At 40.6% G+C, this 19,286-nt stretch carries 19 protein-coding genes; 10 read left to right on the forward strand and 9 right to left on the reverse strand.

All coding sequences use genetic code 11. From position 1 onward, the window contains the following. Positions 1-17 precede the first annotated feature (17 nt). The 3 genes from AC4PGZ_RS07155 to AC4PGZ_RS07165 form a co-directional block, all read right to left on the reverse strand. Positions 18-287, reverse strand: coding sequence for a hypothetical protein (locus tag AC4PGZ_RS07155; RefSeq protein WP_492157949.1), 270 nt, complete (start codon positions 285-287; stop codon positions 18-20). 44 nt (positions 288-331) lie between these two features. Beyond that, positions 332-1,363 carry a virulence RhuM family protein gene (locus AC4PGZ_RS07160; RefSeq protein WP_492157950.1) on the reverse strand — a complete coding sequence of 344 codons (1,032 nt, stop codon included), beginning with the start codon at positions 1,361-1,363 and terminating at the stop codon, positions 332-334. A gap of 274 nt (positions 1,364-1,637) precedes the next feature. Further along, positions 1,638-3,008 carry an MATE family efflux transporter gene (locus AC4PGZ_RS07165; protein ID WP_492157951.1) on the reverse strand — a complete coding sequence of 457 codons (1,371 nt, stop codon included), beginning with the start codon at positions 3,006-3,008 and terminating at the stop codon, positions 1,638-1,640. Between the two features lie 122 nt (positions 3,009-3,130). Here AC4PGZ_RS07165 and AC4PGZ_RS07170 point away from each other — a divergent pair, with 122 nt between their 5' ends. The 6 genes from AC4PGZ_RS07170 (at position 3,131) to AC4PGZ_RS07195 (ending at position 9,284) form a co-directional block, all read left to right on the forward strand. Then, positions 3,131-3,874, forward strand: coding sequence for a class I SAM-dependent DNA methyltransferase (locus AC4PGZ_RS07170; RefSeq protein ID WP_492157952.1), 744 nt, complete (start codon positions 3,131-3,133; stop codon positions 3,872-3,874). Between the two features lie 33 nt (positions 3,875-3,907). Then, a complete protein-coding gene (hslO, locus tag AC4PGZ_RS07175) occupies positions 3,908-4,795 on the forward strand; it encodes an Hsp33 family molecular chaperone HslO (RefSeq protein ID WP_492157953.1) in 888 nt (295 codons plus the stop codon). Between the two features lie 8 nt (positions 4,796-4,803). Then, positions 4,804-6,186 carry a 23S rRNA (uracil(1939)-C(5))-methyltransferase RlmD gene (rlmD, locus tag AC4PGZ_RS07180; RefSeq protein ID WP_492157954.1) on the forward strand — a complete coding sequence of 461 codons (1,383 nt, stop codon included), beginning with the start codon at positions 4,804-4,806 and terminating at the stop codon, positions 6,184-6,186. A 502-nt stretch (positions 6,187-6,688) separates the two neighbouring features. Further along, positions 6,689-7,057: an ArsR/SmtB family transcription factor gene (locus tag AC4PGZ_RS07185; RefSeq protein WP_104409634.1), complete on the forward strand. Its 369-nt coding sequence runs from the start codon at positions 6,689-6,691 to the stop codon at positions 7,055-7,057. Between the two features lie 145 nt (positions 7,058-7,202). Beyond that, positions 7,203-7,424 carry a cation transporter gene (locus AC4PGZ_RS07190; protein WP_256188793.1) on the forward strand — a complete coding sequence of 74 codons (222 nt, stop codon included), beginning with the start codon at positions 7,203-7,205 and terminating at the stop codon, positions 7,422-7,424. A gap of 15 nt (positions 7,425-7,439) precedes the next feature. Further along, complete coding sequence (locus AC4PGZ_RS07195) at positions 7,440-9,284, forward strand: heavy metal translocating P-type ATPase (RefSeq protein WP_256188794.1); 1,845 nt, start codon at positions 7,440-7,442, stop codon at positions 9,282-9,284. An 85-nt stretch (positions 9,285-9,369) separates the two neighbouring features. On the opposite strand, the gene AC4PGZ_RS07200 is transcribed toward AC4PGZ_RS07195, so the two are convergent. Together AC4PGZ_RS07200 and AC4PGZ_RS07205 are read right to left on the reverse strand one after the other, a co-directional pair. Continuing rightward, positions 9,370-9,897, reverse strand: coding sequence for a DDE-type integrase/transposase/recombinase (locus AC4PGZ_RS07200; RefSeq protein ID WP_492160254.1), 528 nt, complete (start codon positions 9,895-9,897; stop codon positions 9,370-9,372). Continuing rightward, the gene (locus tag AC4PGZ_RS07205; protein ID WP_492160277.1) at positions 9,888-10,049 is read right to left on the reverse strand and encodes a hypothetical protein; all 162 of its coding nucleotides are present in this window, start codon (positions 10,047-10,049) and stop codon (positions 9,888-9,890) included. The genes AC4PGZ_RS07200 and AC4PGZ_RS07205 overlap by 10 nt, the downstream gene beginning before the upstream one ends. A 452-nt stretch (positions 10,050-10,501) precedes the next feature. Between AC4PGZ_RS07205 and AC4PGZ_RS07210 the strand changes: the two genes are divergently transcribed. The 3 genes from AC4PGZ_RS07210 to AC4PGZ_RS07220 all read left to right on the forward strand — a co-directional run bounded on the left by AC4PGZ_RS07210 (position 10,502) and on the right by AC4PGZ_RS07220 (position 12,550). Then, positions 10,502-10,981, forward strand: coding sequence for a Csac_0668 family 2Fe-2S cluster-binding (seleno)protein (locus AC4PGZ_RS07210; RefSeq protein ID WP_492157956.1), 480 nt, complete (start codon positions 10,502-10,504; stop codon positions 10,979-10,981). Positions 10,982-11,382: 401 nt separating this feature from the next. After that, complete coding sequence (locus tag AC4PGZ_RS07215; RefSeq protein ID WP_492157957.1) at positions 11,383-11,907, forward strand: DUF6788 family protein; 525 nt, start codon at positions 11,383-11,385, stop codon at positions 11,905-11,907. A gap of 1 nt (position 11,908) precedes the next feature. Further along, positions 11,909-12,550 (forward strand): Fic/DOC family protein, encoded by a 642-nt coding sequence (locus tag AC4PGZ_RS07220; RefSeq protein ID WP_492157958.1) that lies wholly within the window; start codon positions 11,909-11,911, stop codon positions 12,548-12,550. A 51-nt stretch (positions 12,551-12,601) separates the two neighbouring features. On the opposite strand, the gene AC4PGZ_RS07225 is transcribed toward AC4PGZ_RS07220, so the two are convergent. Then, the gene (locus AC4PGZ_RS07225; RefSeq protein ID WP_492157959.1) at positions 12,602-12,805 is read right to left on the reverse strand and encodes a cation transporter; all 204 of its coding nucleotides are present in this window, start codon (positions 12,803-12,805) and stop codon (positions 12,602-12,604) included. A 181-nt stretch (positions 12,806-12,986) separates the two neighbouring features. On the opposite strand from AC4PGZ_RS07225, the gene AC4PGZ_RS07230 reads away from it, so the two are divergent. Further along, complete coding sequence (locus tag AC4PGZ_RS07230; protein ID WP_492157960.1) at positions 12,987-14,441, forward strand: IS6 family transposase; 1,455 nt, start codon at positions 12,987-12,989, stop codon at positions 14,439-14,441. A 310-nt stretch (positions 14,442-14,751) separates the two neighbouring features. Here AC4PGZ_RS07230 and AC4PGZ_RS07235 read toward each other — a convergent pair whose 3' ends face one another. From AC4PGZ_RS07235 to AC4PGZ_RS07245, 3 genes are read right to left on the reverse strand one after another with little or no spacing between them, the layout of a single operon-like run. Beyond that, the gene (locus AC4PGZ_RS07235; protein ID WP_492157961.1) at positions 14,752-15,408 is read right to left on the reverse strand and encodes a hypothetical protein; all 657 of its coding nucleotides are present in this window, start codon (positions 15,406-15,408) and stop codon (positions 14,752-14,754) included. Positions 15,409-15,450: 42 nt separating this feature from the next. After that, on the reverse strand, positions 15,451-17,706 hold the full coding sequence (locus AC4PGZ_RS07240) for a heavy metal translocating P-type ATPase (protein ID WP_492157962.1): 2,256 nt from the start codon (positions 17,704-17,706) through the stop codon (positions 15,451-15,453). Positions 17,707-17,756: 50 nt separating this feature from the next. Further along, positions 17,757-19,193, reverse strand: a complete 1,437-nt coding sequence (locus AC4PGZ_RS07245; RefSeq protein ID WP_492157963.1) for an urease accessory protein UreH domain-containing protein — start codon at positions 19,191-19,193, stop codon at positions 17,757-17,759. Between the last annotated feature and the right edge of the window lie 93 nt (positions 19,194-19,286).

Genomic DNA, 19,286 nt, shown 5'->3' on the forward strand with positions numbered 1-19,286 from the left:
TTGAGGTTTAATCAGGTTCAAAGATTTTTCAGAACTAAATCTCGTATTTCCTTTGCTCTTTTAATCCCCCTATATTCCTCAAAAGTTGCTTGACGAATAATTGTCCAACCACCAAAAACCCCATATACAGCAACATATCCATTTGGTTTTTCAGATTTTCTACCATTACAACATTTTCTATCACAAAATAATCCTTCATTGTTTATTAATTGATTATAAGTATCTTCATCTATCCTCTTTTTTACAATTTGCTCAAGTCCACAACTTTTACATTTTAAAATGAACATATGCTTCCACCCTTTTACATTATTTTAGAATTCACCGTTGTTTCTTATTTGATTTTTATTTCTTTTTCTAATGTCATAAAGCGGTCAAAATCACTTTCAAATAATCGGTCTTGTATGATGCGATATTTTTCAAATTCGCTTTCTGCATGAAGTTTTGCTTTCTCTGCACTGATTTTACCAGATCCAATCAGTAGCTCATTGCCATTAAATTCCAAGAAACCATCAAGACGCTTTGCCCAATCCTCCATACTCATAGGAATTTCCCGCTCAGCCTGTAATTCTGCATAATCAAGATAAAGAGAAACGATTCTCTCTAAATAAGACATTTCTTTATCGTTCAAATAATTCTTTGCAGTAGTAACATCTGATTTGACAATTTTCCCATTCGGTGCAGATTCCCATGTAGTTAAACCCATATGTTCTTTATTTGCATCTGCTCGTTCTACAACCAGTTCCGCCGCCGTATGCCTGTGTACAGCCCAGTGCATTTTATTCTGAACAGTCTGGAAGAACCGTCTGGTAGTCTCGGCATCTTTATCGTAGTCAAAAGCTGTAGCGTACAAGTCTGTGATTTTTTGATAAAACTTGCGTTCAGACAGCCGTATTTCACGAATGCTTTGTAATTGACGCTCAAAATACTCATCTGTGAACATATGACCCTTTTTTAGTCGGTCCTTATCCATTACCCATCCCTGAATTGTGTAATCCTTGACAATTTGCCCTGCCCATTTGCGAAATTGAACAGCTCTCTCATTATTTACTTTGAAGCCAACTGAAATAGTTGCCTGTAAGTTATAATGCTTTGTCTTATACTGTTTTCCATCTGTTGCAGTTATCCGAAAATCTTGGATAACTGCATTCTCCCTTAACTCTCCATCATTGAATATCTTTTTAATATGATAATTGATTGTCCTAACATCTACATCATATAGTGCCGCCATCATCTTTTGCGTTAACCATATATTCTCATTTTCATAACGTATTTCAACACTGTTTTCACTATTTCCGGTGGATGCTATAAAAGTCAAATATTCTGCGGTACTCGAGCGAATCGTTATTTCATTTTTATTTTTCAAAATTTCATCTCCTAGTTCTGATTTTACTGTACTATAGAATTGTCTTCATTCTCTGTTTTCTTACATAATCGTGCGTCTAGTTATATTCCATTTGAATATCCTCCCATGGCATCTAGTAATTATTTTTATTATATACCATTTGCGAACAATTACAAACTTTTGTCAGTTTGTTTTTTTGCTCTTTTTATATACATTATCAGATAGTCTTTCGCTTACATCTTATCTAAAAATACCTGCGGCTCAATATTGAGAACGCAGGTATTGCTTTTTGTATCTAAATATTTGCTTCAGCCTCATGACTGAGAGAGCCGTGATGCATCCTCGAGAGATTCCTCAGCTCCGCGATTATGAACCCTATAGCAATGACAGAGGCTATGCAGTCAGACACGGCATTGCTCATATATATTCCGTTTACCCCAAATGCAGGGGCCATTATCAGTATCGAAGGAACCACTATTACGCCGTATCTCAGGAATGAAAGCACGCTCGAGAGCTTTGGCTTGCCGACAGCCTGGAAGTACTGAGCGCTTATCGTCTGCAGCCCCACGAGAGGAAGCATGCTCAGATAAACCCTTATAGCTCCGGAGGTTATCTCTATCAGCTCCGGGTCAGCCGTAAACATCCTAACCATTATGAACGGGAAGAACTGAATCATTGCAAAAAGGATTGTCGAGAGCACGAAGGAGTACATAAGAGACAGCCTGAGTGAATGCGCTACCCGGTCATATTTTCTGGCGCCCCAGTTAAATCCGCATATAGGCTGATTTCCCTGGACTATTCCAAACACTATCATGTGATAGAAGCTGAATATCGTGGACATTATGGTCACCGATGCAATGTCGAGGTCCGTGCCATATTCAAGAAAGCTCCAGTTTATGAATATGCTCACAAAGCTCGCGAGCACCTGCACAAGGAAAGATGGAGAGCCATTTCTCATTATCTGCGAAAACAGCCTCGCCTCGCCGTGGACCTTCCTGAACCTGAGGTTTATCGCAAAGTCCTTTCCAGTGGCAAACACGTATATAACATATGCAGTCAGGACTGCCTGTGAGATGACGGTTGCAATCGCAGCACCCGCGATCCCCATATCAAGCGCGAATATGAATATAGGGTCGAGTATTATGTTGAGGACAGACGTAAACAGTATGATCTTCATGGAAATCGCGGCCTTGCCAATAGCCCTCAGCGAATTGTTAAGGCAGTACCCAGGTATCCCTATTATCGCCCCGATTATAATTATCTCGATGTATATCTTCGCATAGGGCATGGTAGCCTCAGAAATAGACAGGAGGCTAAGTATGGCATCCTCAAAAATAAGAAAGAAGCCAGCGAACGCGATCATCGCAATGACGATGTATTTCAGCGCCAGAAAAAGAATCTCCTCAGCCTCATCCTTTTTGCCCTCTCCAAGCCGTATGGAAATAAGCGTCGACGTTCCGACTCCCACAAGCAGCACAAGCGACATATGCAGGATCTGCACAGGCATAGTGATTCCTACCCCTGTGAGCGCAAGCGAGCTTATCCTTCCCACATAAATCCTGTCCACGATATTAAAGATAGCCCCGCTCAGCATTCCAAGAATGGCGGGGATGCTCAGCTCCCAGAGCAGCTTATTTATACTTTCTTCACCTAATCTGTTGTTCATTTTTACTCCCTTTTAGTGTATAATATAATGTGATTTACTTTTATAAGATTTTAATTGCAGACCTTCGCAAATTAGATTATAATACAAAATCCGAAATAAAGAAACATGAAAAGAGGAAACCAATGCAATACAGCGTACTTTCACAGATATACGACCAGCTTATGGTAAATGTAGATTATGAAATGTGGGCATCATATATCGAATATCTCATACTGGAGCAGGGGGAAAGGCCCCTAAACATACTCGAGCTTGGGTGCGGAAGCGGCAACGTCACGGAGAAGCTCCTTGAAAAAGGATATGAGGTAGTGGGGATCGACTACTCCGAAGAGATGCTCGAGATAGCCGAAGAAAAAACCGGAGAATTCGGAAATAAAGTGATATACATCCAGCAGGACCTCAGAGAGATAGATTTTGAAGTATATGAGATAGACACAGTCACAAGTGCCAACGACACCTTCAACTATATCACTGACATAAAGGAGATAGAGCACATACTGTCCTACCTCTACCCGCGGATCAAAAAAGGCGGCCAGCTCGTATTTGACATAAGCTCAAGCTACAAGCTCGAGAACGTCCTGGGCAACAACACCTACGGCGAAAGCTTTGAAGACATGGTGTATCTCTGGGAAAACTTCTATGACGCAGAGCAGAAGCTCATAAACATGGAGATAAGCTTCTTTGAAAAAAATGGAAAGCAGTATGACAGATTCAGCGAGACTCACGTGCAGAAGGCATACGAAGTCGAGGAAATAAGAGCCCTGCTCGAAAAGACAGGCTACGAGAACATAAAGATACACGCAGACTTTGAAAGAGAAGAAGGCTGGAAAAAAGATTCGCACAGGATATTCTTCAGCTGCAGAAAATAGGTATAAGACGAAGTAAACAGAAAGGAAAATAAAATGGGAAAGATAGTAAGAGCAATCAGCGGAGACTTTGCAATAAGGATGTTCGCGATAGATTCAACCGACATGGCAGAAGAAGCAAGAAAGATACATGATACCACGCCGGTAGTGACCGCGGCGCTTGGAAGGATGATAACAGCGGCATCGATGATGGGCGTGATGATGAAGGGCGACAATGACAAGCTCACTCTTGTAATAAAGGGCGACGGAGAAGTAAAAAACATAACCTGCGTCGCAGATTCAAAAGGAACAGTAAAGGCCTACCCGGTAAATCCGTACGTGGATCTTCCGGTCAGAGAATCAGACGGAAAGCTCGACGTGTCAGGCGCAATAGGCAAAAACGGAACCCTCACGGTAATGAGAGACTTCGGGCTCAAGGACCCATATATAGGGCAGATAGACCTCGTGAGCGGAGAAATCGCAGAGGACCTAACCGCATACTACGCATATTCAGAGCAGCAGCCATCAGCGATAGCACTCGGAGTTCTCGTAGACACAGACCTCAGCGTAAAATCGGCAGGAGGCTTTATCATACAGCTAATGCCGGATGCAACCGAGGAGCAGATAGTAAAGCTCGAGACCAATCTTGCAAAGATCAAATCAGTATCACACTTCATAGACGAAGGCCACTCACCTGAAAAACTTGTGGAAATACTGCTGGAGGGCATGGACCCGGTGATAAACGACACGATAGAAGTAAAGCTTTCCTGTGACTGCAGCAGGGAGAGAATGGAAAGAGCAATGATAAGCATAGGCATCAAGGACCTTGAGGAAATACTTCACGAAGACAAAAAAGCAGAGATACAGTGCCATTTCTGCAACAAGAAATACGATTTTGATGAGAATGACCTCACAAAACTTATAGATGCACTTAAGGATAATTAGGAGAAAAAATGCTTAAAAAGAATGAGATTTACGAGATTCAGATAGTAGACATGGGACACAAGGGCGAGGCCATAGGAAAGACAGACGGCTTTACCGTATTCGTAGACGGAGCAGTAAAGGGCGACCTCGTAAAAGGAAGAATCACGCTTTCCAAAAAAAGCTACGCCGTAGCAGACCTTGTCGAGATAATAACTCCAAGCCCTGACAGAGTAGAACCGCGCTGCAGCCTTTCAGGAATATGCGGCGGCTGCCAGATAATGCACATGGACTACAAAAAGCAGTTAGAAATGAAAGAAGACCAGATAAGACAGAGCCTCGTGAGGATAGGCAAGATCGAAAACCCACAGCTGCTTCCTATAACAGGCATGGAAAATCCGTACAACTTCAGGAACAAGGCCCAGTTCCCGCTCGAGATAGACAGCAAGGGCAACCTCAACATAGGCTTTTACAAGAAATTCAGCCACGAAGTAGTTCCTTTTGAGACCTGCCATATACAGGATCCGATAAACGACAAGATACTAAAAGTCGTAAAAGAATATATAATCAAAAACGACATATCAGTATATGACGAAAAGACTAATGAAGGAAATATAAAAAAGATAGTAACCAAGACGGGCTTCAAGACAGGCGAGGTAATGGTAGTAATAGTTACAAAAAGCAAGATCCTCAAAAACAACGACCAGCTCGTAGAGATGCTGAAAAAAGAAATCCCGGGCCTTGCGACCGTAGTACAGAACATCAATCCAAAGCAGACAAATGTTATACTTGGAGAAAAGAACTACGTCCTCTACGGAAAAGGAACCATAACAGACAAGCTGCATAACCTTACCTTTGAAATATCGCCAAACTCATTCTATCAGGTGAATCCAGTACAGACAGACGTGCTGTACTCAAAAGCCCTTGAATTTGCAGACATAGACGATACAAAGACCGTAATAGACGTATACTGCGGCATCGGGACCATATCCCTGTTCCTGGCGCAGAAAGCCAAAAAGGTAATAGGAATAGAGGTAGTGGAGGCAGCAATCGAAGACGCAAAGAGAAACGCAAAGCTCAACAACCTTGATAATACAGAATTCCTGTGCGGAAAAGCGGAATACGTACTTCCAGAGCTATACAGCAAAGGCGTAAGAGCAGACGTCGTAGTCGTAGACCCTCCAAGAAAAGGCTGCGAAGAAGCAGTCCTCAAGACAATAGCCGAAATGAATGCAGAAAAGATCGTGTATGTTTCATGCAACCCATCGACGCTTGCAAGAGACATCGAAATCCTTTCGCACCACGGATACGAGATGACCAAGGGCCAGGGATTTGATATGTTCCCTCACTCAATGCACGTTGAGAGTATAATTCTGATGACGTATTGTGGTTCAGGGGGAAAAAGTAGGGGTTGACCACAACATATAGTGGTTTAAGGACGGTTTTGGAGCAAAAATAAGCGAAAAAACATCGTTTTTTGACCCCTGTTTTTGGGGTGATTTATAGATGACATAGGGTAAAAAGAGTGATGACATTATAAAGGTGGAAAAATCGATGGCTCAGAAAGAGGGAGAAATAATCCTCTGGGATGATAAGAATTTTATATAATCTAATGTAGTGGTAGTTGTTTTGAAACAGCTACCACTATAGTTTTTTAATAGTTTGAAATTTTATTTCAAACTTTTATAGAACCTACAATAATTGTATTTTTTAAAAAAAGTTTGTATTGAAATCACCCTTTTATGGTACTAATGTCGTAATAGATGGTTTTGAGATATTTCAAATAATATAAAAAAACACTTGAATAAATGCTCATATAACTATTGACATATGAGAAAAACAATAATATAATAAATACACAACGTATGAACGCTTGCTCAAGTATTCAGATGAAATGATTTAAAAAGAGGTGATAATATGACTGAAAAGTTTAATTCAATTGAAAGATGTGACTGCAATGTAATTCATGAGGATATTGTAAATCAAGTTAGAGATAAAATGCCTCAAGAAGAAAGCCTTTATGATCTAGCAGAATTATTTAAAGTATTTGGAGATTCAACACGAATCAGGATATTATGGGCTTTACATGAAGCTGAAATGTGTGTTTGTGATATCGCTGTATTACTTAACATGACACAATCAGCAATTTCCCATCAGCTGAGAGTCTTAAAACAAGCTAATTTAGTGAAAAACAGAAAAGAAGGCAAAGTAGTATATTATTCATTAGTTGATGATCATGTAAGAGAAATATTTGACCAAGGTCTAATTCATATCAACGAGAAGTAGTAATGCTGTAGAATAGAATATTTTTTGAAGATATTTGGGCAGATATTTAAGTCTTCATATCAAATGAGCAATGCTTCAAGAAAATTTGAAAAAGACTTGAAGTATTCAAAATAAAATTACAAATAATATTTAGGAGGATTTAATAATGAAAAAGAAATTTATACTTGAAGGTTTGGATTGTGCAAATTGCGCGGCAAAAATGGAAAAAGCTATTAATGAGCTTGATGGTGTGAAGGAAGCCACTGTAAACTTTATGACACAAAAACTTGTTATTGAGGGTGAAGATGAGAAGATGCCTACAATTGTACAAGAGGCAGAAAAAATCGTAAAGAAGATTGAACCTGACACTGTTATGAAAAAAGCATAAAGGAGGAGTAAGAACATGAAAAACCGTCTTTGGAGAATAATCATTGGTGCAATATTCTTTATTGTCGCCATAGTAATTGATACAAATATTGAGTGGTTAAATATTGCTCTATATCTAATCAGTTATATTATTGTAGGTGGAGATATAGTAAAAAGAGCTGTTAGAAATATTTTTAAAGGTAAAGTTTTTGATGAAAACTTTTTAATGTCTATTGCTACTATTGGTGCAATGTTAATCGGTGAGTATCCAGAAGGTATTGCAGTTATGCTGTTTTATCAAGTTGGTGAGCTGTTTCAAAGTTACGCAGTTGATAAGTCAAGAAGATCAATTGCAGATGCTATGGACATACGACCAGATTATGCCAATGTTAAAAGGGGCGATGAAGTTATAAAAGTTGACCCTGATGAAGTACAAATTGGTGATATAATCGTAATTAAACCTGGGGAAAGAGTTCCTCTTGATGGTAAGGTAATTGAGGGAAATTCAATGGTTGATACATCAGCACTTACAGGTGAGTCTGTTCCGCGTGAGGTAGAAGTAGGGCATGAAATCCTAAGTGGATGCATCAACGTTAATGGAGTTATTACTGCAGAAGTTACAAAGGAATATGGAGAATCTACAGTAAGTAAGATTCTTGATTTAGTTGAAAATGCAAGTAGTAAAAAATCACAATCAGAACAATTCATTACGAAATTTGCAAGATACTATACTCCAATTGTTGTAATTATTGCAGTTTTCCTTGCTATTATTCCGCCTCTTGTTATAGATGGGGCAACATTTAGCGACTGGATATATAGAGCATTAACGTTCTTAGTAGTTTCTTGCCCATGTGCTCTTGTAGTTTCTATTCCTTTAAGTTTCTTCGGTGGAATAGGTGGAGCATCTAGAAAGGGTATTTTAGTCAAAGGTAGTAATTATTTAGAGGCATTAGCAGAAGCTGAAATCATAGTATTTGATAAAACCGGAACACTTACAAAGGGGGTGTTTAATGTACAAGAAGTTCATCCAGAAGGAGTTTCTAAGGAAGAGTTATTAGAATTAACTGCATATGCAGAAAGTTATTCAAACCATCCAATTTCCAATTCCTTAAAACAAGCCTATGGCAAGGAAATTGACAATGGACGTATTTCAGATGTAGAAGAGGTATCAGGTCATGGTGTTATTGCAACAGTGGATGGTAAAAAGGTTTCAGCGGGTAATATTAAACTTATGAAAAAGTTGAATATACCTTGCTATGAAGGTGAAGTTGTTGGAACTGTTGTACACGTTGGGATTGATGACAAGTATGCAGGTTATATCGTTATTGCAGACGAAGCTAAAGAAGATTCAGCTCGGGCAATTATGGAACTTAAGGAAGCTAAAATTAAGCAAACTGTTATGCTAACAGGTGATACAAAAAATGTTGCATCAAAGGTTGCTAAGCAGCTTGGATTAGATAAGGTATACTCCGAGTTACTACCAGGAGATAAGGTTGAAAAGGTAGAGGAATTATTAGCACAGAAATCTGCAAAGGGTAAACTTGCCTTTGTAGGTGACGGAATCAATGATGCTCCTGTTTTAGCCCGTGCAGATATTGGTATAGCAATGGGTGGTTTAGGTTCTGATGCGGCAATTGAAGCTGCGGATATTGTAATTATGACCGACGAACCTTCGAAAATTGCCACAGCAATAAAAGTTTCTAAGAAAACATTAAGAATTGCTCATCAAAACACAGTATTTTCAATTGGAATAAAAATAATTGTTCTTATTTTGAGTGCTTTTGGAATAGCTACTATGTGGGCAGCTATATTTGCAGATGTAGGTGTAACTATTATCGCAGTATTAAATGCTTTTAGAGCTTTGAATGTAAAGAATCTATAAACTATTTTTCCTATTCACCCCTTGAATGATACCGATAATTGACGATACAATCAAGGGGTATTTTTTAATTTAAAAACTATAAATCTTAACTGACAAGAGATGTGTTACACCTTGAAGAAAAGTATTCGGTGACTAATTGATTTGGACTTTTAAATCCTAACACATACTTAGCTGTGGAGTTATATCTTCTTTCATGTTTGGATAGTTTTTCTTTTAATTGTCTTAAACTTCTGAATATTTCTCGATCATACACTATTTTTTGATCTTCTCTGTGGCTTCTTTCTACTCGTACATTCTGCCAAGGAGAATAGGGCCTGGTTCTCCTAATTCGTATTCCTAACTCTTGAGCAGTCTTTTCAAAGAGGCTCGATTTCCTCGTTTGCTCTTGATCTTGAGCAAATTCCGTTCCATTATCCGTTTGAATGGTATGGATGGAAAAACCTAACTCACCTTCCAGTTCTCGGAGGAATTTGCTCGTTTCATACGTGCTTTTTTCATCTACGATTCGTAAAATTCGCTTACGACTATATTCATCAATCGCTGTAATTTGATAGTAATTCTTTCCATAACTCGGAAAACGTATACAGCTTCGTGGGACATATTTTATGTCGATTTGTACTTTCTCACCGGGGTAGCTTCCTGTCTCTTTCTTATATGTCGTATAGCTCTGGCGCTGCCTCTTGGGCCTCTTGTAGCCTTGCTGACGTATCTGACGACACATGCTTCCAAAACTTCTTTGATAGCCTTTACTTTGACAGCGGACATACACTTCTGCTAATCCGTATTTCCCATTTCGCTTGAGCATCCGTTGAATGAGAGCCAACTCTTCCTTCCGATGCGCCCTAGGTGAGTGTATAGGACGTCTGGAACGAAGCGCCAAACTTTTCGCTGTCCCATCGTAGCGAGCCAATTGACGATATACAAACTGGCGATTGGTTTGGTACTTTCGTGCTGCTTTGCTTACACTATATTTCTTGGCATACTCACAAAGTCGTTGCCTATAATACATTTCCTCCGTTATAATTCTCATGTGAGAAGTTCCTCGGCTTTCTTTTTGCTCGTCACAAAAAATTATACCGAGTTACTTCTCTTTTTTTATTTCTTTCTGTAACACATGTCTTATGCGCTTACATATTTTTTAATTTAAAAACTATAAATGAAAATTGGTTGGGATTTACCTTGAATTAAATGGTTTTAAAGATATGGAGGTTATTTAATTGAAAGTTATTGATGAATGTTGCTGTGAATGTATCACACAAAATTTAAATAGAACAAAGGAGAGTTGCCCTGTCTGTAATAATGAAGGAGTAACAGTTAGTAGGATAACCGTTGAACACTTGGTGACAGATGATTATCGTAATGCATTTGATGGAGATCAATATAAGATATGCATGAATGAGGACTGCGACGTTATTTACTATAACTTAGATAAAGAAATAAAATTCTTAAAAGACCAAGTTAGGGTTCCTATCTGGTTTAAGAAAGATGCAGATCCTAAGTATGCTTGTTATTGCAGCAAAGTCACAGAAGATCAGGTAATTGAAGCAGTTGTAAAGCATGGTGCGAAAACCGTTAAAGAAGTAAATGCCATAACTGGAGCAATGAAAAATTCGCTTTGTAAGGAAAACAATCCTTTGGGGGTATGTTGTCATAAGATTATTCAGGAAGCCATTGATAAGGGATTAACCATGAAATGATTTGAGTTGATATGTTCTCACGAACAGACAAAACCGTTGATATCTTCCCACAAACGAGAGCCAATGTTGGATATGTTTCCAACTACGAGTGTGGATATGTTCCCCTTAACCATAGGGGTTGAGAACGAAGTTTTGATAGCTATCCCCTCATCTCGAAACACGTAGAGACAGTCGTGCTGTTAACTAAGAGAATTTAGAAATAATATAAAGTATTGCTTCAGACCGATGGCACAGCCATCGGTCTTTCTTTCGCTCCCAAAAAACTCAGCATGCAAATATCAAGAAAGTGTGCGTAAGCCTCCATGCCCGATTTAACCTATAAATAAATATTATATTGATAAATTAGGTTAACGCATGATATAATGAATAATAAAAGATATTAATATAGTGAGGTGATATAGATGTCAGATATTATTATAAATGAATATAACGAACTTCTGCTCCAGAAAAATAAAATAGAGCAAATACTACCTTCTCTTCCGGAGGGATATATTTCTAAGAAAACTATTAAAGAAAAACAATATTATTATCTTCAAAATAGAATAGATGGAAAGATAAGAAGTAGGTATTTGAAAGAAAATGAGATAGATACTATAAAGGAACAAGTAGAGCTTAGTAAAAAATACAAATTACAACTCGCTCAAATTCAAGCACGCTTAAGCGTGCTTGAACAAGCAGCCAAGCTTATTGATAAAAGTATTGCCAGACATCTAATATTGCTAAAATTATCATGCGGTATGGACTCTTTAAGCAGTGTACAAAAGGAACGTAGTGTTGCGTTTGCCAATGCATTGAATGCAATTGAAGGTGTACATGCCAGTGAAACAGCTCAACAGAACATTGATAAGTGGAAAGCCGGAGATGAATCATTTATTTCAATTTTTAAATCAACACTGAATATGTACGGCTTTGCGGCGGAGGTGTAAAATGAAAGATCCTTATTTATACGATGATATAGATATACTAAAAAATCTAGCGAATATCAAAGACCGCGATTTACTAAGTAGAGCCGAGGCGGATATAACCAACTTATCTATGCTTGCACTCTATAATCAGGCTTATAAAGTGTTTGATACTAAAACGCTACAAGATATTCATCTTAATATATTTGGTCAAATTTATGATTGGGCGGGAGAATTTCGCACAATTCAAATTGCAAAGTATGAGGATGTGCTGGGAGGAGATACGGTTAGGTACACGTTCCCAAAGCAAATAAAAAAAGAACTTGATGCTGTGATGAAAGAAGTAAAAAAGTTGAAAAGGACAGAAAATAACGATAGCAATGTCGTATTTCGTTTAGAAAGAATTATAGCGACAATTTGGCAGATACATCCCTTCAGAGAGGGCAACACTCGGACTTGTATTGTATTTGCGGTCTTGCTTGCAAAACATCTCGGGTTTGAAGTGAACCATGAGCTTTTTAAAACACATTCCGCATATGTAAGGAATGCTCTGGTATGGGCATCTCAAGGAACATCCTCTACTGTAGCCGGAAAATATGAAAGCATCGGTGAATACAAGGTTAAAGATTATGTAGAGCGCCCACACGAGTATGTGCAAGACAAATAAAAAAAGCGAACTAGTCGCTTTTTTTTTGTTATTTTAAATTTCTATCTTCAATTATCCTATTACGTCATATCCCTGATCTTCGATTTCGTTCTTAAGAGTATCAAGGCTCACGCTTTCAGAGTGCTCTACGGTAACAGTCTTTGCTTCAAGATCCACTGCCACTGAGGTTACGCCTTCGATTGCTGAAAGAACTGTGGTTACTCTGTTCTCGCAGTGTGAACACATCATTCCCTCTACATTTAGTATTGTCTTCATGTTAATTCCTCCTTCAATTAATGGGTAGTGTAAAGTTTTACACCCCTATTTTATTTAATATTGCTATATATTCAAAGGTTTTCACTGTTTTTTTAAATAAAAAAACAATGACCCCCCATTTTCTGATATAATTTGAGTTCCAACACAACAAATAAAACAGAAAGGCAAGGGTGCCATTGTTATGTCTCAAATTATAACTCATTTACTACATGTAATTCAATACCAAAATCAACAAATTCGATTTTTAGTACTATTTATTTCAAAATATATTCCATTAGGTCAGTGGGCGCATGACGATACCCACTCACCAAAATATCAAAAATTCAAGACAGACCAACTTCCAATAATCCAGCCATTCATCAAACAGGACTGGCAGTTTCTTCTGTCATACTACGAATCGAAATATCAGAAGAAGATAAAACCAGTTCAGCGCAGGAACGGAAGAACCATACCAGAAGAAATATCATGTCCAGTATGCAATGCTCCGCATCACTATATTTACGATAACAACGGAGACAACGGCCAGTACCAGTGCAAGATATGCAGCCAGACATTTTCCACCGGAAAAAGAGTTACCAAACCATTAAAACTCAAATGCCCTCATTGCAGTCACAGCCTTGTCCCTAAAAGAGACAGGACCTTTTTTAGCATACATAAATGCACCAATCAAAAGTGCAAGTACTATCTCAACAACCTGAAAAAAGTAGATCCGGAAAACCTAGATAAAAAAGAAAAATACAAATACAAACTCCATTACATCTACCGGGAATTCACCGTAGATTTCTTTGAGATGGATTTAAAATCCCTTCCAAAGAACTCATCCTCACTGAAGTTTAGAAAACAAAACGCACATATCATGTCCCTGTGCCTTACATTTCATGTTAATCTTGGACTCTCATTACGAAAAACAGCCCAGGCCCTTGAAGATCTTTACGGAATAAGGATCTCCCACACAATGGTATCCAACTACTGCAGAACAGCTGCGCTTTTAATCAAGCCATTCATAGATAGCTACCCTTACGAAAAATCAGAAACATTTATCGCCGATGAAACCTACATAAAAGTACGAGGCATCAAAGGATACATCTGGTTTATCATGGATGCCGCTTCAAAATCAGTGATAGGCTACCAGGTATCAGCAAGCAGAAGCGTAGGCCCATGCATACTGGCCATGAGAAAAGCCTTCAGAGGAATCCACAAAGTAACAGACAACTTCAAGTTCATAGCAGACGGGTACAGTGCCTATCCACTCGCCGCACAGCAGTTTTCCCTTCAGGAAAACCCCCTGGAATTTGACATCACACAGGTCATTGGGCTTGCAAACGATGATGCAGTATCAAAAGAATACAGACCATACAAGCAAGTAGTAGAGAGATTAAACAGAACCTTCAAAGAAACATACAGATGCACCTGCGGCTACGACAATTTTGAAGGAGCAAATTACTCCGTGTCACTGTGGGTAGCCTACTACAACTTTCTGAGAAGACACTCCAGATTTAACAATCAGGTATTAAATACACACGAAATGCTTGATAAAGCAGAAAACATGCCCGGAAAATGGCAGCTGCTAATCTACCTTGGGCAACAAAGCATACTGAAAATGCAGGAAGAAGCCAAAGAGAATCAAGCCAGTTGACCATCAAAATCAATACATTGATTTTGGCTTGCCCTTGAAATTGAGAAAAATGATGCTAAACTAAAAATCCAATCCCACACAAAAGAGAAACAGCATTATTTTTTGAAAATTCAAGGGTGGTTAAGATCCTTTTGTTGTGCAAAAAAAACCGAATTCAGGTGCTTCGCACATCATTATATTTTAAAGATCGGATACAAAATCTGGCAATCCTTTTAAATCGCTTTTTCATAACGAACTTTACACTACCAATTAATGTCATTATATCATTTTTGCAAACCTGCCGCAATATGGATTGCTGCAGTGAATCTCATTACTCGAGGTCAAATGGCTTGAGGAGTTTTTTTACTGTAACTTTTTTTCCATCCTCGTCCATCACTTCTACATCTGCATATAGCCATCCCTCTATATTTGCAACATCTGCTCCGTACTGGCCTATGAATTCCGGATCAAGCACGAATACTATGTCCTTGTCATTTGAAGCTGTATCCTGCGCCCACTCAAACATGTTGCCGTTTCCAAGCTTTATCCCGAAGTGATCCATAGGGGCATGATATCCTACTGAGTCTCTCGCGCTGCTTACAAAGCTGCTGAATTCCTGTGAAGGGTCGTCTGATTTTTCTTCATATCCAGGGTTTTCTACTGACACTATAAGCTTTCCTTCAACCAGATTTTGCGGATCGAGCTTTGAGATGTCAAGACCGGCATCTATGAACGGCTGGGCATCCACGCTTATTCCAGTGTTTTTTCCCCAGAAGAATCCTGAGCTCCCGTCCGGCGCGGTGAGCATATATGATGTGAATTCGCTGCCCGCAGCGTCCTGCGGCTGCGTGATTATTTGCTGCTGGCTCTCTATTATCTTTCCAAAGCTGTCCTGGGCCTTGTTTCCAAGGACATCTGTCTGCTGGCATCCTGCGAGCGCTATTGCTGATATTAAAGAAATTGCGGCTATCTTTGTTTTTCTTTTCATTGGTTTCCCTTTCCATGCCTGAATCTTCAGTTTGAATTTTATTTAAGCTGATACCTTGAATCTTCTTAGTCTAAGCGCATTTGAAAGCACTGATACGGAGCTGAGCGACATTGCCGCGGCTGCGAATATAGGGTTGAGGAGCGGTCCTCCGAATATGTGGAGCACTCCTGCCGCCAGAGGTATCCCTGCCACATTGTATGCGAATGCCCAGAACAGGTTCTGCTTTATGTTTCTTATGGTGCTCTTTGAAAGCTGTATTGCGGTCACAACATCCATCAGGTCGCTGTGCATAAGGACTATGTCTGCGGATTCCATCGCCACGTCCGTGCCTGATCCTATGGCAATCCCGATGTCTGACTGTACGAGCGCCGGGGCGTCGTTGATGCCGTCGCCTACCATGGCTACGCGTCTGCCCTCCTGCTGGAGTTTTTTGACCTCTCCTGACTTATCCTGAGGAAGCACCTCGGACAGCACTCTCGTTATTCCTACTTGTTTGGCTATGGCCTCTGCCGTTCGCCTGTTGTCGCCTGTGATCATGGCCACTTCGATGCCCATTTCCATGAGCTTTTTTACTGCCTTTGCGCTTCCTGGTTTTACTACGTCCGCTACCGCGATTATTCCTGCAAGCTTTCTGTCAAGTGCTATATACATCGGAGTCTTTCCCTGAGCGGCAAGCGTGTCTGCGTCCTTCAGGACCGCTTCGACAGCGATGTCCATCTCCTGCATTAGCCTTATGTTTCCTATGAGCAGCTGTTTTCCCTGGATAGTGGCATTTATTCCCTGTCCGGTTATGGACTCGAAATGCTCTATCTGATACAGTTCCAGGCCTTTGTCTTCGGCGCTCTTTACTATAGCTTCTCCAAGCGGATGCTCGCTTCCTTTTTCGGCTGAGGCCGTAATCTGGAGAAGGCTGTCGCTGTCCACTGTGCCTGTGGTTATTATATCTGTGACTGTCGGCTTTCCTTCTGTGATGGTTCCGGTCTTGTCAAATATTATCGTGTCTATCTTGTGGGTGGTCTCGAGTGCTTCTCCGCCTTTTATGAGTATCCCGTTTTCGGCGCCCTTGCCTGTCCCTACCATTATCGCTGTAGGAGTCGCAAGTCCAAGCGCACATGGGCAGGCTATGACAAGCACGGATACAAAGATAGTGAGTGAGAAGCTGAGCGTCTCTCCACTTATCATCCACAGTGCAAATGAAGCAATAGCTATTACGAAGACGGTCGGTACAAAGTATCCTGATACAATATCTGCCATCTGAGCTATAGGCGCCTTGGACTGCTGCGCGTCTTCGATGAGCTTTATTATCTGGGCAAGGGCTGTGTTGTCGCCTACTTTGGTTGCTCTGAATCTTATGAGGCCGTTCTTGTTTATGGTGGCTGCAAACACGCTGTCTCCAACCTTCTTGTCTACAGGCATGCTTTCTCCTGTGAGCATGGACTCATCCACCGATGTAAAGCCTTCGGTTATCTCTCCGTCCACAGGGATTTTTGCGCCAGGTTTTACAAGCACTATGTCATTTTCTTCGACTTCATCTATCGATATCTCTATTTCTTTTCCGTTCTTGATTACAGTTGCTGTCTTTGGCGCAAGCCCCATCAGCTTCTTGATCGCCTCTGAGGTTCTTCCCTTTGACACTGCCTCCATGGATTTTCCCAGAAGTATGAGCGTTATTATGACGCCAGCCGTCTCAAAGTAGAGTCCTTCTACGAATCCCATTTTGCCCTGATATATCTGCCATGTGGAATAAAGGCTGTATATGAGAGCTGCCGTCGTTCCCATGGCTATAAGGCTGTCCATGTTGGGGCTTTTCATGCGTATTGCCCTAAATCCCACTACATAGAACCTGTTGCCTGCTATGAGTACCGGTATTGTTAGAAGTATCTGCACAAGGGCAAAATTGAGCGGATAATCCATTGGCTCAAGATACTCTGGTATCGGAAGGAAACTGAGGAAGCTGAGCATGGAGCCCATGGATATATAGAGCAGCGGCAGTGAGAACACCGCTGAGACTATGAATTTCTTCCAGAGCAGATTGATTTCTCTTTCTTTCTTCTGGCGATCCTCATCTGCCTGCTGGCTTCCTTCTTTTAACTCTGACCATCCAAATCCCGCTCTTTCGACAGCGGCCTTTATCTTCTGTACGTCTGCGACTTCTTCGTCAATATATGCTGAGAGCTTTTCTGTGGTGAGATTTACAGTTACGCTTTCTACTCCTTCAATTTTTGAGACGACTTTTTCTATTCTTGCTGAGCAGGCTGCACATGTCATTCCTGATATTTTTAAGACTTCTCTTTTCATGGTTTCCTCTTTCTGAATCTATATATTTTTAGCTCTGAATCTTTATACTATCAGCTGTTTATTCCTGCAGCGCAGCATGCTCCTGAAGATGACACTGAGCCCTGGTATCCTTCGCTTTCAGGTATGGCCTGTGTATCTATGCCTGCAGAAAGATCATCAACTACCGTTATGGAGCTTCTTATCATTCCCATCCAGCAGCTGTAGCTGAATTTGCCTGTTTTATCCGGAGTGAATTCCAGGATATTTTCTCCCGGCTGCAGCTTGAGATTAAGGCCGTATTCAGGTACTATTATCTCATTGTTGCATCCGTTGAGGCTTTCCTCGTCTACATTTATTATCCATTTTACCGGGATTCCCTTTTGAACCACTATAGGCTCATAGCTCCCCGGACCTACCTGAGTCGTAGCCGTCTGTATTCCATTCTCTACCACTGTGCCTGAGGCTGCCGCTGCAGCTGTATCACCGTCTTGTGCAAACCCTGTGCCTGTGAGGCTCATGCCGCTCTGGAACATGAATATCCCAAGTGCCACTACCAGAACTCCGCTTACCGTTATCATTCTTTTCTTGAATTTTTTACTTAACATAGTACTCACTGCTCCTAATCCAAACATAAGTGGAAATGTACCAATACTGAACATGAACATGGATATTGCTCCCTCAAGGGCTGATCCTGTAGACAGTGCATAAAGCTGCATCGTCTGAAGCGGGCCGCATGGCATCAGGCCGTTGAGAAGTCCTACATAGAAGGGCGCATTCGAGGCCTTTCCTGAGCTTATCCTGTTTGAGATCCGATCTGAGATGAATCGTGGCATCCTGGGATTGAATCTTTTGAGTCCCGGTATGATATCAAGCATGTTGATGCCCATTATCATCATGAATACCGCCGCAAATATGAGCACTGCCCCTCTTGCCGATCCCGAAAAGCTGACTGCTGAGCCCAGGGCTCCTGCCAGACCTCCTATCACCGTATATGACACTACTCTCCCGAGGTTGTACTTGAGTCCCGGCATCACAGCCTGGGTTTTCTTTTTCTCCTCAAGCAGGGGAACATGCCCCGATACGTTCTGGGAGAGGTTTATGCCTCCGCACATCGCTATGCAGTGTACAGATGTCAGGACTCCGATCATGAAGAGCGCTGCATATCCCATTCCTGCCTGTGCAGTGGGAAAATAGTTGAAGACATATATGAGGCCTGTAATCCTTGCAATCATGTATATCACTGCCATAACGGCCGCTACTGCCGCTATCTCTGCCAGCTTTGAAAGGACATTGCCCTCGCCTGCAGTATAGCCCATACGCTCGAGGACTCCTCTTATCTCAGGAAGCTCTACCTTTTCGCTATCGTATTCGACTGTGGCCGAAGAATTTTTGTAGCTGGCTTTTACGCTGATTACGCCGTCCATTCTTCCCAGCCTTGATTCTATCCTTTTCTCGCATCCGTTGCAGGTCATGTTGCCAATCTTCAGTTTTACGCTCTGGGTTTGCATAGCATCCTCTCCATTCAATGATCTTATTTTATATATAGATTTTACCATCCTATTGTGTAGATTATATGAAGATTGAAAAAAACCTCTGAGATT

The sequence above is a fragment of the Proteocatella sp. QWL-06 genome, assembly GCF_058684135.1.